General features: G+C 35.7%; 9 protein-coding genes and 1 pseudogene. 4 read left to right on the forward strand and 6 right to left on the reverse strand.

The window, feature by feature from the left end; genetic code table 11:
- Positions 1–145: 145 nt before the first annotated feature.
- The 6 genes from gldK to ACIQ1E_RS10940 all read right to left on the reverse strand — a co-directional run bounded on the left by gldK (position 146) and on the right by ACIQ1E_RS10940 (position 8,823).
- A complete protein-coding gene (gene gldK / locus ACIQ1E_RS10915) occupies positions 146–1,564 on the reverse strand; it encodes a gliding motility lipoprotein GldK (protein WP_396171340.1) in 1,419 nt (472 codons plus the stop codon).
- Between the two features lie 269 nt (positions 1,565–1,833).
- Positions 1,834–2,982: a formimidoylglutamase gene (locus tag ACIQ1E_RS10920; protein ID WP_396171341.1), complete on the reverse strand. Its 1,149-nt coding sequence runs from the start codon at positions 2,980–2,982 to the stop codon at positions 1,834–1,836.
- A 3-nt stretch (positions 2,983–2,985) separates the two neighbouring features.
- Positions 2,986–5,535: a type I DNA topoisomerase gene (gene topA / locus ACIQ1E_RS10925; protein ID WP_396171342.1), complete on the reverse strand. Its 2,550-nt coding sequence runs from the start codon at positions 5,533–5,535 to the stop codon at positions 2,986–2,988.
- 238 nt (positions 5,536–5,773) lie between these two features.
- Positions 5,774–6,886, reverse strand: coding sequence for an ATP-binding protein (locus tag ACIQ1E_RS10930; protein ID WP_396171343.1), 1,113 nt, complete (start codon positions 6,884–6,886; stop codon positions 5,774–5,776).
- 214 nt (positions 6,887–7,100) lie between these two features.
- Positions 7,101–7,802 (reverse strand): LytR/AlgR family response regulator transcription factor, encoded by a 702-nt coding sequence (locus tag ACIQ1E_RS10935; RefSeq protein ID WP_396171344.1) that lies wholly within the window; start codon positions 7,800–7,802, stop codon positions 7,101–7,103.
- The gene (locus ACIQ1E_RS10940) at positions 7,792–8,823 is read right to left on the reverse strand and encodes a sensor histidine kinase (RefSeq protein ID WP_396171345.1); all 1,032 of its coding nucleotides are present in this window, start codon (positions 8,821–8,823) and stop codon (positions 7,792–7,794) included. The genes ACIQ1E_RS10935 and ACIQ1E_RS10940 overlap by 11 nt, the downstream gene beginning before the upstream one ends.
- A 294-nt stretch (positions 8,824–9,117) precedes the next feature.
- On the opposite strand from ACIQ1E_RS10940, the gene ACIQ1E_RS10945 reads away from it, so the two are divergent.
- From ACIQ1E_RS10945 to nagB, 4 genes and pseudogenes are all read left to right on the forward strand, one after another.
- Positions 9,118–10,143, forward strand: a complete 1,026-nt coding sequence (locus tag ACIQ1E_RS10945; protein ID WP_396171346.1) for a TonB-dependent receptor plug domain-containing protein — start codon at positions 9,118–9,120, stop codon at positions 10,141–10,143.
- A 78-nt stretch (positions 10,144–10,221) separates the two neighbouring features.
- Positions 10,222–12,183: a TonB-dependent receptor domain-containing protein gene (locus ACIQ1E_RS10950; RefSeq protein ID WP_396171347.1), complete on the forward strand. Its 1,962-nt coding sequence runs from the start codon at positions 10,222–10,224 to the stop codon at positions 12,181–12,183.
- Between the two features lie 10 nt (positions 12,184–12,193).
- Positions 12,194–13,777, forward strand: coding sequence for a RagB/SusD family nutrient uptake outer membrane protein (locus tag ACIQ1E_RS10955; protein WP_396171348.1), 1,584 nt, complete (start codon positions 12,194–12,196; stop codon positions 13,775–13,777).
- 142 nt (positions 13,778–13,919) lie between these two features.
- Positions 13,920–15,032: pseudogene (gene nagB / locus ACIQ1E_RS10960) on the forward strand (glucosamine-6-phosphate deaminase); the annotation flags it as partial.
- Positions 15,033–15,157 lie beyond the last annotated feature (125 nt).

Raw genomic sequence — 15,157 nt, forward strand, 5'->3', positions numbered from 1 at the left:
CATCTTCCTTAAATCGCTTGTTAAATGTTATTGAATTCACACCTATAAATTTCTCCCTTGTACTCATTTGACAAAGGTAATACTATTTTCGTTTTTGGGCGGCCTAAACGCCTATACCTAAAAATTTGATTTGATTTTGGGTTAATTATTTTTTCTTTTTAAGTTTCTCGGTTGATTGCGTTCCCATATAATCTTGAACGGTTCTGAATCCGATAAAACTTCTTGCTGAATCAGCATATTCAAATGTTCTGGTACTTACTTGTAGGAAGTAGGCAACATCTTTCCAAGAACCTCCACGAACCACTTTACGTTTGTTTGAAGTATCCGTATTGTTAGGATTCATTGAAGAAACGTACTCATACGCATTAGGATCATAAGAAGACTCTGTCCATTCGGCCACGTTACCTGCCATATTGTATAAGTTATACCCGTTTGGTTCATACGATTTTGCCTCAACTGTATATAAAGCCTCGTCTGCGGCATAATCCCCTCTCATAGGTTTGAAATTGGCAAGGAAACATCCTCTATCGTTTTTGGTATAAGGCCCCCCCCAAGGATACGTTGCAGACTCTAAACCTCCTCTAGCGGCATATTCCCATTCTGCTTCTGTAGGCAATCTAAAATTGTTGATTAGATCTCGACCTTTCTTTTGCGATTTGATCCAAGTATTCTTATTTAAAGTTCTCCAAGCACAAAATGCTTTGGCTTGTTTCCAATTAACGCCCACTACGGGATAATCACCATACGCTTTATGCCAGAAATAATCATTGTGCATAGGCTCATTGTATGAATATTCAAAATCTTTTATCCAAGTCGTTGTATCTGGATACACTTTTACCTGTTCAGTTCTTATGAAATCTTTTCTTTTACCCACTTTGGCTTTAGCCGCAGCCTGGATATCCATCCAAGAATATCTGAATTTTAACTTATCAACATCAATAGTCCTTAAACCATTATACGAAGCTTCAAGAGGCAAATACATTGAATCCATAACTTCTGTGTAGTATTCGTCAGGATACAATTTAGTGTCTTTTATTAATTTCACTTTGCGGTTTAACTTTCTACCCGCATAAGGATCATCGTCTGTACCAATACTATAATAGTTATCATACATATACTTGTCATATGCAGTCATTTTTTCAGGATCTTGATCATTAAACGCAAAATCACCTATACTTCCAGAACTTTTCCCTTTACCTTTTCCGTTTGCTGCACCAGCACCAGGTTTAATTCCTGATTCATCAGCTAAAATTGCCAAACGAACTCTCATAGTAGAATCTTTTACCCATTCTACAAACTGACGGTATTCTCTGTTAGTTATTTCCGTTTCGTCCATATAAAAAGAACGAACGGTAACTGTTTTTGTGGAGGCATCACCAACACTGGCAACATCGGCATCGGATTTTCCCATAATAAAAGAACCGCCTGGAACTAATGTCATTCCATAAGGTTTTTCAGGATGCCATTTAGCACCTTTTGCACCGATTAGCTCTCCTTTGTCGGAAATTTTGCCACATCCAATTAGTAGGGTTAAAATTGCAGTAAAAGCAATAAACTTCTTCATATTAATAGGGTTAATTATTCATTATTATTCAGTCCGTAAACCTATTTATTATTATTTAATAAAACAATTTTTTACAGTACTATTTACTACATAGTCCAAAACTAAAATTAAATTTGTTATAAAAAAAATATTTTATCGATTAAACGCCAACAAAAACGATAAAATACAAGTTTTTTAAAAATTTATCAGTTTTTACTCACTTAATTCTTGAGCTCTTTCAATGCTTTAATCTTCAGATTTGTAAAAAATATACTATACGATACTTTTAATTATAAAATATTTTTTCGCTGTGCTTTCCACCATCTTTCAGGAATTTCGTGATTGCAAGCTCCTAAATACTCCTCATACGAGCATGGTAATAACGTACTTTTCTTTAACTTATTATTAGCATTTGAAATAAAAGGTATTTCTATCCACCATCTATCGGTTTTGTTGCTTTTATAAAAAACTAATTCTTCTTCAAGCGGTATAATATACTTAATATAATTTTCCCTGCTTCCGAAAGGATATTCATTCGAACGATAATGATAGCCTTCTATAAAATACCATATTATCTGCGCAATCAAGACGGATTCTTGCGCTGAGTTATTATGATTAAAAACACCCAAAAGTGAAACTTTATCACTAATACCGGCATATCTTGACAACGCACAAATTTCCTTTCCGCTAAAACCATTTGGTATGAAATAATCAAAATTACCAGAATCGCTTGATTTAACAGATGTCAAATCGAGACTAACCATATCGGCATCTCTAAAAACGGGTTCCGCTAAGGCAATTGAATTTGAAATTTCCCCCAGACGATAGGCTTCGAAAAAAAGTTTATCAATCAGATCAATTTCTTCTTGCGAGTTATAATAGGTTTGATAGCCGACATTTGCATAATTAAACAGATTATTAGGCTCATCGATAATAATTTTGGTCAAATATGAAGAAGCTGAAACGGCATCAGATTCTTTTCCGAAATCGAATTTACTATCGATTGAAACCAAATTGACCATTTGCTCCAAATCGTCATAAGCCCTATAAAGCGGATAAGTCAAATCTTGCGAACCGCCAATTACAATAGGAATAATTTTTTTCTTAATAAGACTCGAAACCACTTTTTTTAGCGCAAAATGCGTGTCAGAAATCGAATTTCCCGGTAGGATATTACCCAAATCTGCGATAGAAGTATCCCAGTTTCCAGGGAACAATGAGTATAGCTCCTTGCGAATTTGCGTTAAATCGACTTCAAGAGCTGGATTGCTTTCGCCTCTATTATCTAAAACCCCCACAATGGCAATTTTTATTTTTTCTAAATCTGGAAAATCTTTAGTAGTGTGAAAAACCACTTTACTCCCCAAATGCTGTGACGACAGATCATCAACTAGCGCAAGGACTTCAGTATCTAGTGGCCTTAGAAAATCAAATTCCATATTTTATTTCTTTTTTGCGACTACCTTCTTGGCAGCTGGTTTTTTTGCTCCTGCAGATTTTTTTGCAGCAACTTTAGCTCCGCTCTTTTCTGCTTTGCCTCGAGTCTTTGCAGGTGCTTTCTTTGCGATCATTTCTTGCACTTGCTCCAAAGTCAATTTTGTAGCGTCGATATCTTTACTCAATTCAATTTTGATTTTTCCTTTGGTAATTACCGATCTTCCCCAACGGGCTTTTTCGACCAAAATTCCTTCTTCTTTCCAATGATGCAAAACCTTATCGATATTCTTCTGCAACTTATCTTCAATCAATTCTATAATGTCAGATTGAGACAAATTATCGAAGTTGTATTTCTTACTCACATTGATAAAAATCCCATTCCATTTGATGAATGGACCAAAACGACCAGTCCCTTTTTGAACTCCTTCGCCTTTATATGTAGCTATTGGAGCATCGGCCTGTGCTTTTTCGTCAATCAATTCTTTGGCTCTTTCTAAGGTAACATCTAATGGATTTTCTCCTTTTGACAAAGAAACAAATGCGCTTCCGTGGCGAACATATGGGCCAAAACGGCCATTGCTTACCTCAACTTCTTCACCTTTATATGCTCCTAAATTTTTTGGTAACAAAAACAAATCCAAAACTTCCTCAAGTGTGATGTTCCCAATATTTTGATCACTCATCAAACTTGCAAATTTTTTCTCCTCATCTTCAGCGTCACCAATCTGCGCCATTGGACCAAACTTTCCTAAACGTACGGAAACTGGTTTCCCTGTTTTAGGATCAGTACCAAGAATTCGTTCTCCACTTTCGCGATCAGCGTTCGCTTCGACATCAGCCACTGTTGGATGAAATTTATCGTAGAATTCCTGCATCATTTTTGCCCATTCGATATTTCCTTCAGCGATTTCATCAAAATCCTGCTCCACTTTGGCAGTGAAATTATAATCAAGGATGTTTGAGAAATTTTTGACCAAGAAATCCGTTACAATTGTTCCGATATCCGTTGGAACTAATTTCCCTTTATCTGAACCAGTATTTTCCTTAAGAACTTTTTCGCTAACTTGAGCTGATGCTAAAATCAACTGTGTATATTTACGTTCCTGCCCATCAAGATTACCTTTCTCTACATAATTTCTGTTGATAATTGTTGAAATAGTGGGAGCATAAGTCGATGGACGGCCGATTCCTAATTCTTCTAATTTTTTCACCAAAGAAGCTTCGGTATATCTCGAAGCCGCACGCGAATATCTTTCGGTTGCAGTAATATAATTGTTTTGCAAATTTTCGTTGACCTTCATCGCAGGAAGCATCCCTTCTTGCTCCTCATCATCCTCGTCATTTCCTTCTAAATAAACTTTCAAGAAGCCTTCAAAAAGTAACACTTCACCAGATGCGGAAAATAATTCGTTATGATTACTGGCTGCAATTTTTACATTGGTTCTTTCTAGTTCGGCATCACTCATTTGCGACGCCAAAGTCCTTTTCCAAATCAAATCGTACAAGCGCGCTTGATCGCGGTCAATCTTTACAGTATGTTGCGACATATCGGTCGGACGGATTGCCTCGTGCGCCTCTTGTGCGCCTTTACTTTTGTTGACGAAATTCCTTGGCTTAGAAAATTCCTTTCCATAGGATTTGATGATTTCAGCTTGAGCTGCATTCATCGCCTCTTTGGACAAGTTAACACTATCCGTTCTCATATAAGTAATGAGCCCCGCTTCATACAAACGTTGGGCTAGTTGCATTGTGATTCCAACAGGTAAATACAGTTTTCTAGCTGCTTCTTGTTGTAAAGTCGAAGTGGTAAAAGGTGCTGTTGGAGATTTTTTGGTTGGTTTCGTTTCTAAATCTGAAACCTTATATGTAGATCCGATGTTCTTTTTCAAGAAATCTTCGGCTTCATTTTTTGTATTGAAATTCTTTGGCAGTTTGGCTTTGAATGATTTTCCAGCTTCGTTAGTAAACTCAGCAACAACTGAATAAGAAGCCACTGGAGTAAAATTTTGAATCTCTCTTTCTCTTTCTACAATCAAACGAACGGAAACCGATTGTACACGACCTGCCGATAGACCACCTTTTACTTTTCGCCAAAGTACAGGCGACAATTCGTAACCCACTAATCTGTCTAAAACACGACGAGCTTGCTGCGCATTGACCAAATTATAGTCGATTTCTCGAGGATTATCAATCGCTTTTAGAATAGCCGTTTTTGTAATTTCGTGAAAAACGATACGTTTAGTTTTCTTTTTATCTAGTTTTAATTCTTCGGATAAATGCCAAGAGATAGCTTCACCCTCACGGTCCTCATCACTTGCTAACCAGACCATTTCGGCATTCTTAGCGAGTCCTCTCAACTTAGTAACCAAAGCTTTCTTATCGGCTGACACTTCGTATTTGGGTTTGAATCCATTTGCGACATCTACTCCAATTTCCTTTGAAGGCAAGTCGGCGATGTGCCCAAAACTGGACTCGACTTGATAATCGCTTCCTAGAAATTTCTCGATTGTTTTTGCCTTTGCAGGGGACTCTACGATAACTAAATTCTTTGCCATAGGTGTGTTTTTGTGCGACAAAAGTAGAAGTTTTTTTTAAATATCGGGCTTTTGGAAATTTTAAAAATGATTTTTGTTCTGTACTATCACAAAAGCGTTCTTTAAAAACATAAAAATTCTTGTCTATTTTACAATTCCGATTTGATGTACTTTAATGCCTAATATATTGAAAAAAGCCAAGCCTAAATTAATGCTTGGATTTTTTGAAACTTTCAATTCCTCGATTTATGAACATGAGCTACAAATGCTCCCAAAAATTATCCTTATTAATAACAAATTTGTTTTTTGGCTGGTATTTCTCAGTAAATGATTTAGTGAAATTTACTTTTTTATTAGAATTGTATTTTATTTCGTAAGCAGAAATTTCATTTTCGACAATTTCCAAAAAATCAATTTCGGCTTGTTGTGTATTTCGCCAATAGTGTGTTTTGCCATAAAACCCGTCGTAGGATAGTTTTTTAATTTTTTCGCTTATGAAGAAATTTTCAAATAAAGCCCCTATATCTTGCCTGTTTTGTATGGGATTGAACTGCCCGATAATAGCATTTCTTATGCCGTTGTCATGAAAATATATTTTTGGTTTTGAGGTGATTTCATTCCTTTGGTTGCTAGAATAGGGATGCAATCTAAAAATCACAAAAGACTTTTCAAGCAAGTCAATGTAGTTTACAACGGTCATTCTGTCCACGCCTAATATTTTAGACAATTCGTTATAAGAAACTTCACTACCCAGCTGAAGTGCCAGTGCATTCAATAATTTCATTAGCAAATCAGGCTTCTTGATGTTGACCAATTCTAAAATATCTTTGTATAAATAGCTTCCTGCCAGATGCAATACTATTTTTTGTTTTTTGGTTTCGGTAATCACCTCCGGATACATCCCATAAATTAGAAATTCATCTAATCTTTCATAAGCATTGGCAAAAGTGTAGTGGTTTTTGATTTCGTTCCAACTCAAAGGAAAAAGCTGATGTTCCCATTTTCTCCCAGTTAAAGGTTCATTAATTTCATTTCCTAAATCTAATGAAGAGGAACCGGTGAGTATAAATTGCTTGTTAAGCTTAGCGTCGATAAGCATTTTGACAGTTATGCCAATGTTTTGAATCCGTTGCGCTTCGTCTATAACAATTACATCATAATCGGCTACCGTATTTATTAGAAAGGCGAAATTAGCATTGGCAAATGCTAATCGAGTTTGTGGGTTGTCGCCATTTAAGAACAATACTTTTTTGTCTTCCACCAACTTCTGAATCAGTGTGGTTTTGCCTACCTGTCTGGGACCAAGCAATACAATGGCTTTTTTATCATCCCAATCTTCTAGTATGTTTTTTGAAATATCTCTCGCTATCATACCACAAATATATAAAAATATGCTTTAAACCACAAAATATTATATTTTTTTTATGGTTACAAGCCTAAAATACCATATTTAAACGCTAATGCAATCGTAAATGAAAATTCAATGTCATTTTAGCTAAAAGAAGTCAGCTAGATCTGAGCGATGATCTATACTAGAAAACAAACTTCCAAACACCTTAACAATTTTTGAATTAGGCAGTAATTTCTTACTCTAAAATCCTACTCTTAACTTCTTTGCTGTAATTTCGACCAATAGGAATGGTAAAAGAATGGATTTGAATTCTATTTCCTTCGATAGATTTTACTTTATCAACAGCAATGATATATGATTTATGTATGCGAAGAAATCGTTCTGAAGGCAATTCTTCGGATAAAGAGGTCAAGGATTTATGGGTAATATACGTTTTGTCGATGGTAACTACCTTAATATATTCTTTCATCCCTTCGATAAAGAGAATTTCATCAATATGTATTTTCACCATTTTTTTATCGACTTTGATAAAAATGTGGGAATCCAATCGAGCAGGTTCAATTTTAAGATTATTTTTAATACTAAACTCGGTGGTGATTTTATTGATGCATTTTATGAATCTAGGCAACGGAATGGGTTTTACTAAATAATCTAGCACATCTAGATCATAACTTTCGGCTGCAAACTCCCTGAAAGCAGTAGTGATCACTACTTTTGGTTTATTTTCCATCAAGCTAATCAACTCAAAACCAGTCATCATCGGCATATTAATATCCAAAAAAAGTGTATCGACAATATTGTTATTGACAAAATCCAAGGCTTCTAACGAGTTATTGAATGTACCGAGCACTTCAAATTCAGGAAAATTAGCAAAATAATTTTGCAAGACTTTTATAGCTAGAGGCTCATCGTCAACCAAAACACATTTAATCTTCATTATATATAGGTATTTGCAAACGGATAATATAAAAGTTGAATTTCACCTGATGCTCTAAGGAATAATTGTTTTTGAAAATCAGTTTCAATCTTTTCTTGGTATTGGTCAAACCTATTCCTTTTGTTTTATTAAAACTCGGTGAAAGTACAAAATTATTTATGATTTCAAAACGTAAGAAGTCGTCAACTACTTTACAGTTTATTTTTATTCTCAGCCTCTTATTATTCAATCCACCGTGTTTGAACGCATTTTCGATAAGTGAAATAAAAACTAATGGTGGCACTTTTACTTCATCGATATTCGATTCTAAATTTATATTTACTTCGACATCTTCGAAACGGAGTTTTTCAATTTCGATATAATTTTGGATATAATCGATTTCCTTGATTAGGGGAACCAATTTATTTCCTTCGATATCGTACAAAACGTATTCCATCAATTTTGAAAGTTTTATGATCACATTTGGCACCTTGTCGGAAGACTCAAGCGATAAAGAATACAAATTATTCAAAGTATTGAAAAAGAAATGAGGCTGAATCTGATTTTTCAGGTATTTCAATTTGATTTTGAACTGTTCTTCCCGCAAAGCTCGGTTTCGATCTCGCTCTTTTAGCCAAGTCAAAGTCAAATAAATAGAAGACGCCATCGCTAGAACATATAATTCACCAATACAAACCGCAACAATATGATTGATTTCGAAAGGCTGGTAATCTCTATTGGCTTCGGGCCAAATGTTTTCGGAAATCATAAAATAGGTCATTCCAGTTTTTAGTAGATATACCCCCATCAAACTCAGCAGTAATGCAAAGGCATAGGCAAAATACTTTGATTTCAATACATACCGTGGAACTAAAACAAACAAATTGAAATACACCAAAGGAATGTGTAATGCAAATTCAATAAGGTTGGATTTAAAGGAATACTCATAGTTGTCAAAATACGCTCCCCATCTTAAAAAATTGAGTGAAAAATAAACTCCCCAAAACCAAAAATGATTTTGCAGTTTAATATCGAATTTCATTTCCTTGATTTTACCCATTTTCTATGATAATGTATACTGTAGTTGGCAAAAGACCTGATTGTAAAAAGATTTGCAACTTTAATCAATTTGATACCAATAATCCTCTTTTTTGATATAAAATTGCAAAAATAAACGAAAATGATATAAAATAAAAATAAGAAAACGTTTTCGCAAAACAGAATGTTGATTGAAACATGTCGTTGGTTGAAATTTTACTACTGTTGGGAGAATTTTTTTTTTTTTAGAAAACCCTTCCCGATACATTTACACCATAACTAACAAAAATTAATAAAAATGAAACAAATTATTTTAATCTTTATGATTATTTTTACTACGCAAGTTACTCTTGCACAAGTAAAAACTGTCAAAGGAACTGTAAACGATGCAAATGGTTTACCAATCCCAATGGCAAATGTAAATGTACAAGGTGAAACCAAAGGAGTCACCACCGATATGGATGGTAATTTCAGCATTCCTGTCGAAAAAGGAAAAACCTTAGTAATATCCTTCGTTGGCCTTGAAACTCAAAAAATAGTTGTAGCCGACGACAGCAGCATCAAAGTACAACTAAAAGAAGGTTCAACAAATGCTCTTAACGAAGTTGTCGTAACTTCGTTGGGTATTAAAAAATCTAAAAAAGCGGTTACTTCCTCTGTTCAGGAATTGAAATCAGAAGAATTAGTAAGAGTAAAAGATGCCAACTTAATGAACACTGTAGCTGGTAAAATTGCCGGTGTGGCAGTAACCAAAAGCGCTTCGGGTGCGGGTGGATCTACAAAAGTTGTTATCCGTGGAAATTCATCGTTGACCAACAACCAACCTTTATATGTTATTGATGGTGTGCCTTTGATGAGTTCAAGTTCTTCTCAACCCAACGAAACTTTTGGTAGTTTAGCTGGTGGAAACACTGATGGTGGTGATGTTATTTCTCTTTTGAATCCAGAAGATTATGATGGAATGACCGTTCTAAAAGGAGCGTCTGCATCTGCTTTATACGGAAGTTTAGGCGCAAGTGGCGTTATCTTATTGACATCTAAAAAAGCGAAAACTCAAAAATCGAATTTGAAAGTTTCCTCAGTATCTACTTTTGAACAAGCGGCTTATTTACCAAAATTTCAAAATCAATATGTAGCATCATCGGCTGCAGGAGCTTCGACAACTTGGGGAAAAAATCCTGATGGAACATATACAAAAGGAACATTTGAAGACGAAGTTCAAGACTTTTTCAGAACAGGTGCAACTCAAATAACATCGGTAGGATACACTGCCGGAACTGACACTTCATTTACAACTCTTTCTTATGCCAACACAACAGCGTAAGGAATTATAGAAGGAAATGATTTAAGTAAAAACAACTTTGCAATAAACCAAGTCAACAATTTTTTAGATGACAAATTAGTGGTTACTGCCAATGCAAGTTATGTTAGTCAAAAAATCAACAATAGACCAGTTAATGGATTTTATTTCAACCCAATTACAGCGGTTTATTCTATGCCAAGAGGTGGTCAAACTTTAGAATATTACAAACAAAACTTTGAAGTTTTTGATCCTTCAAGAAATTTAATGGCTCAAAATTGGATTACAACTCCAAACGAAGATTCTCAAAACCCATATTGGTTAATCAAAAGAAATGCTTCAGTAAACCAAGATCGTTTTTTCAAAGGAAGACTTAGCTTAGATTACAAAGTAAATGATTGGTTGGATTTATCAGCTCGATATAGCTATGACCGTTTAGAATCTGGTTTCGAAAAAGAAATCTATGCTACATCGGCAACTTCTCTTTCTAATATCAATGGAACGTATATCAATGTAAATACAGTAGGAACTCAAAACTACGCCGATTTTTTAGCAAAATTCAACACCAAATTCAACGAAGATTTAAGCTTCAATGCAATCCTAGGAACAAGTTTCAATAAAACAGCCAATGGCTCGACTATTTTGAACTCTGGTAGAGGTAGTGGTGGTTTAGTTTATGCCAACTGGTTTACTTTAGGGAATTTTGTAAACAACTCCGAAAACCAACAAGTAGCTGGAGGAAATAAAGAAATTCAATCGATTTTTGCCACAGCAACTTTAGGGTATAAAAACTATTTATACCTTGATATCACAGGAAGAAACGACTGGTCGTCAACATTAGTAAACACAGACACTAACTCTTATTTCTATCCTTCAGTTGGTTTGTCAGGAATCATTAGCGAAATGACAAAAATGCCAGAATGGGTTAGTTTTGGTAAAGTTCGTGCCAACTGGGCAAAAGTAGGTAACGATGTGCCTTCTTATTTGACTACACCGTCGTCAACTATTGTTGGAGGAATCCTTGTTCCGCCAGCAGTGGGGCCTAGACCAGGTTCTTCATTGAAACCAGAAATGCAAACGGCTTGGGAATTTGGTACAGAGTGGAGAATGTTCAACAACAGACTAGGATTTGAATTCACTTACTACGATGCTACAACAGACAACCAATTGATTACTGTTGCTGCGCCATCAACCGATCCAAACGGATATTCAAATTATGCTTATAATGGCGGAAGTGTACAAAACAAAGGAATCGAGATTATCTTGAATGGTAAAATCATAGAAAAAGAAAAATTCTCTTGGGATGCTACTTTAAACTACTCTCAAAACAAAAACAAAGTAACTGGTATTCCATCTGAGTTGGGAGGCCAAATCGTGCTAACGCCATCAGGATCGAACAACTACCGTTATGTATTGAATGAAGGAAGACCTTTTGGTATCATCGAAGGTAAAAACATCTTGAAAAATGCTCAAGGTAAAATTTTATTAGACGGAACAGGAAATGTACAATTGACAGACTGGGAAGAAGTAGGTAATGCAAATCCTGATTTTATGTTAGGTTTTTCTAATACCTTCAAATATGGTGCTTTCAATTTGAATGTACTTCTTGACGGAAGATTTGGTGGAGAAGTGATGAGTTTAACCGAAGCTATCAACGATTACAATGGAGTTTCACAAAGAACAGGCGATGCCAGAAACAATGGTGGGGTAGTTCAAATTGACGCTGTAAAAGCGGACGGTGTTACTCCTGTTACTTCAATGGATGCTTTTCAATATTACAACAATGTTGGAGGAAGAAACAAAGCTACTGGGGAATATGTTTACGATGCTACAAACATTAGCGTGAGAGAGATTTCGTTAGGATATAATTTCAACACGAAAAAATTACCTTTCTTACAATCGGCTAGTTTGTCGTTAATTGCTAGAAACTTATTCTTTATCTATAAAGATGCTCCTTTCGATCCAAATATTGCCCTTAGTTCAGGTGAAGGTTTGCAAGGTGTTGATGTATATGGAATGCCTTCTACAAAAAGTGTAGGTCTTAATTTAAATGTAACTTTCTAATAACAAAATCATGATATTAAATAAAATAAAAACAACCGCTATCTGTATCACTTTGCTTTCGGCTATAAGTTGTACATCAGATTTTGAGAGTATAAATACAAATCCAGAAGGAGCAACAAATGCTCAATTGGAACAAGATTATAATACTATAAAAGCGCCGTTCTCTCCAATGTTTAGCAATGTAATTTTGCTAACGGCATGGCCTTACCAAATTTTCCAAAATTTACAAGGAGATACTTGGTCTGGATATATGGCAACGCCGACAGGATTTGCCAATGGAAACAATCCTCAGTACAAGTTGAATAACGGTTGGAACAACCAAGCATGGGAGTCAGTTTACAGAGGAGTTATGTCCAATGCATTAAAAGTAAAACAACAAGCCGAAGGTAAATATGATGAGTTTTATTATATTTCTTTGATCATCAAAGTACAAGCAATGCACAGAATTGCTGATATCTACGGACCCTGTGTGTATTCTACTTTTGGAACACCTAACACAACAGTTTTCCTTTATGATTCTCAAGAAAAAGTGTACCAACAAATGTTTGCTGAATTAGACAAAGCCATCACAGGATTGACTCCAATTGCACAAGCCAACATCGCAGGAAATAAAACTTCATTGTTCGCCTCTTCAGACGTATCAACATACGGAGGTGATTATAAACAATGGGTGAAATATGCTAATTCTTTGCGCCTACGTTTGGCTATGCGTATTGTGAAAGTAAATCCAACCGAAGCTAAAAAACAAGCTGAATTGGCTGTAGCTCAAGTATTCGGTGTTTTTGCAACTAAAGCAGATACATTTACATTACAACCAAAAAACTATAGCAATCCAATATCGGATATTAGCCAAGGTTGGGGAGATACAAAAATGTCAGCTGATATGGAATCAATTATGGGTGGTTATAATGACCCTAGATTATCTGCTTTTTTCTTGACATCAAAACAATTTCCTGGTGAATACAAAGGTATTCGAACTGGAATCCAAATTGCAAACAAATCAGATCGTCAGGATTTTTCATCTGTCAATGTCAAAACTACAGTTTGGATGACTACTGCTGAAGTATATTTCTTAAGAGCTGAAGGAAAATTAAGAGGTTGGAACATGGGTTCAGGAACTGCTCAAAGCTTGTACGAAGCTGGAATCACTCAATCATTCGAGCAGCACGGTATCTCTGGAATTGCTACTTATTTGAATTCAACAAGCTTGCCTAAAGATTATGTGGACCCAGTTGCAGCTGGCAACAATGGAACTGCTGTAAATTTAGTTCCAGTAAAATACAACGCTGCTGCCACTAATAAAGTACAATTGCAACAAATCATAACGCAAAAATGGATTGCTAATTTCCCTGAAGGGCAAGAAGCTTGGTCTGAATATAGAAGAACTGGTTTTCCTAAATTATTCCCAGTATTGGTAAATGCTAGCGCAGGAACCATCGATTCTAATTTAGGAATCCGTAGAGTAAATTTTGTTGATTCTGAAAAAGCAGGAAACCCGCAAGGTGTTGCTTCAGGACTTCTTTTATTGGGAGGTCCAGACAATGGTGGAACTAGACTTTGGTGGGACAAAGATGCTGAAATCATTGCAAATTAAACTATTGGCACATCAAATAGTGATGAAACTCCAAAAAAAATTGAATTAGTTGATTAGTTGAAATTAATGGTATAAGTAATTCATTTGCTTATACCATTTTTTAAAAAAATTCTTCTGTAAATTATTACAAAAAACAAAAACAATGAAAACCGTTTTAGAAATCACTCCTGATATTAGCTACAAAAGCCCTGGGAAATTTGAAGAAACCCGATTTGAGAAAATTCATAACGAAATTTTCAAAAACTCAGCCGAGGCTTCGGTAATTGTGGCTCAGGAAATAGCCCAGTTAATCCGATCCAAACAAGCCAAGAACAAACCTTGCGTTTTGGGATTAGCGACCGGTTCTTCGCCGATAAAAGTCTATGAAGAATTAGTTAGAATGCACAAAGAGGAAGGGCTTAGCTTTAGCAATGTAGTTACTTTCAACTTGGATGAATATTATCCAATGTCGAGAGAGAACAACCAAAGCTACTTTTATTTTATGCATCAGCATCTTTTCAATCATATCGATATCGATCCTGAAAATGTGAATATTCCTGATGGAACCGTTCCTTTCGAAGATTTGAATCAATATTGCATTGATTATGAAATGAAGATAAAAAGTGCCGGTGGATTGGATTTCCAATTACTAGGCATCGGTCGAACCGGTCACGTAGGTTTCAACGAACCAGGTTCACACATCAATTCAGGAACGCGAATCATTACCTTAGACCATATTACCAGAGTCGATGCTTCGTTCGATTTCAATGGTATTGATTTTGTGCCTAAAAGAGCCGTAACGATGGGGGTTTCAACCATCCTTCGCTCTAAAAGAATCGTTTTGATGGCTTGGGGACAAAACAAAGCCGACATCATCAAAAGAACCATTCAAGGCGAAATCAGCTCTGAAGTGCCTGCAACTTTTTTACAAAATCACGGCAATGCAACTTTCGTTTTAGACCAATCGGCTGCTTCTGAATTGACACGATACAAAACCCCTTGGTTAGTAGGTGAATGCATTTGGACACACGAATTGAAAAGCAAAGCCATTGTTTGGTTGTGCCAAAAAACAAAACAGTCCATTTTAAAACTCACTGATAGAGATTACAACAACAACGGAATGTCCGATCTTTTGGCTTCGGGAGGTTCTGCCTACGACTTGAACATCAATATGTTCAACGTATTGCAGCATACTATTACCGGTTGGCCAGGTGGAAAACCCAATACCGACGACACTAACAGACCCGAAAGAGCCAATCCAGCTAAAAAAAGAGTATAGGTATAGGCGTTTAGGCCGCCCAAAAACGAAAATAGTATTACCTTTGTCAAATGAGTACAAGGGAGAAATTTATAGGTGTGAATTCAATAACATTTAACAAGCGATTTAAGGAAGATGCAGAC

The sequence above is a fragment of the Flavobacterium sp. genome (genome assembly GCF_044348915.1).
Lineage (GTDB): Bacteria > Bacteroidota > Bacteroidia > Flavobacteriales > Flavobacteriaceae > Flavobacterium.

Bases quoted from the DNA above. Each gene is read 5' to 3' on its own strand.
- ACIQ1E_RS10920 (WP_396171341.1), bottom strand. From the start codon at position 2,982: ATGGAATTTGATTTTCTAAGGCCACTAGATACTGAAGTCCTTGCGCTA.
- ACIQ1E_RS10955 (WP_396171348.1), top strand. From the start codon at position 12,194: ATGATATTAAATAAAATAAAAACAACCGCTATCTGTATCACTTTGCTT.
- topA (WP_396171342.1), bottom strand. From the start codon at position 5,535: ATGGCAAAGAATTTAGTTATCGTAGAGTCCCCTGCAAAGGCAAAAACA.
- ACIQ1E_RS10935 (WP_396171344.1), bottom strand. From the start codon at position 7,802: ATGAAGATTAAATGTGTTTTGGTTGACGATGAGCCTCTAGCTATAAAA.
- gldK (WP_396171340.1), bottom strand. From the start codon at position 1,564: ATGAAGAAGTTTATTGCTTTTACTGCAATTTTAACCCTACTAATTGGA.
- ACIQ1E_RS10930 (WP_396171343.1), bottom strand. From the start codon at position 6,886: ATGATAGCGAGAGATATTTCAAAAAACATACTAGAAGATTGGGATGAT.
- ACIQ1E_RS10940 (WP_396171345.1), bottom strand. From the start codon at position 8,823: ATGAAATTCGATATTAAACTGCAAAATCATTTTTGGTTTTGGGGAGTT.
- ACIQ1E_RS10945 (WP_396171346.1), top strand. From the start codon at position 9,118: ATGAAACAAATTATTTTAATCTTTATGATTATTTTTACTACGCAAGTT.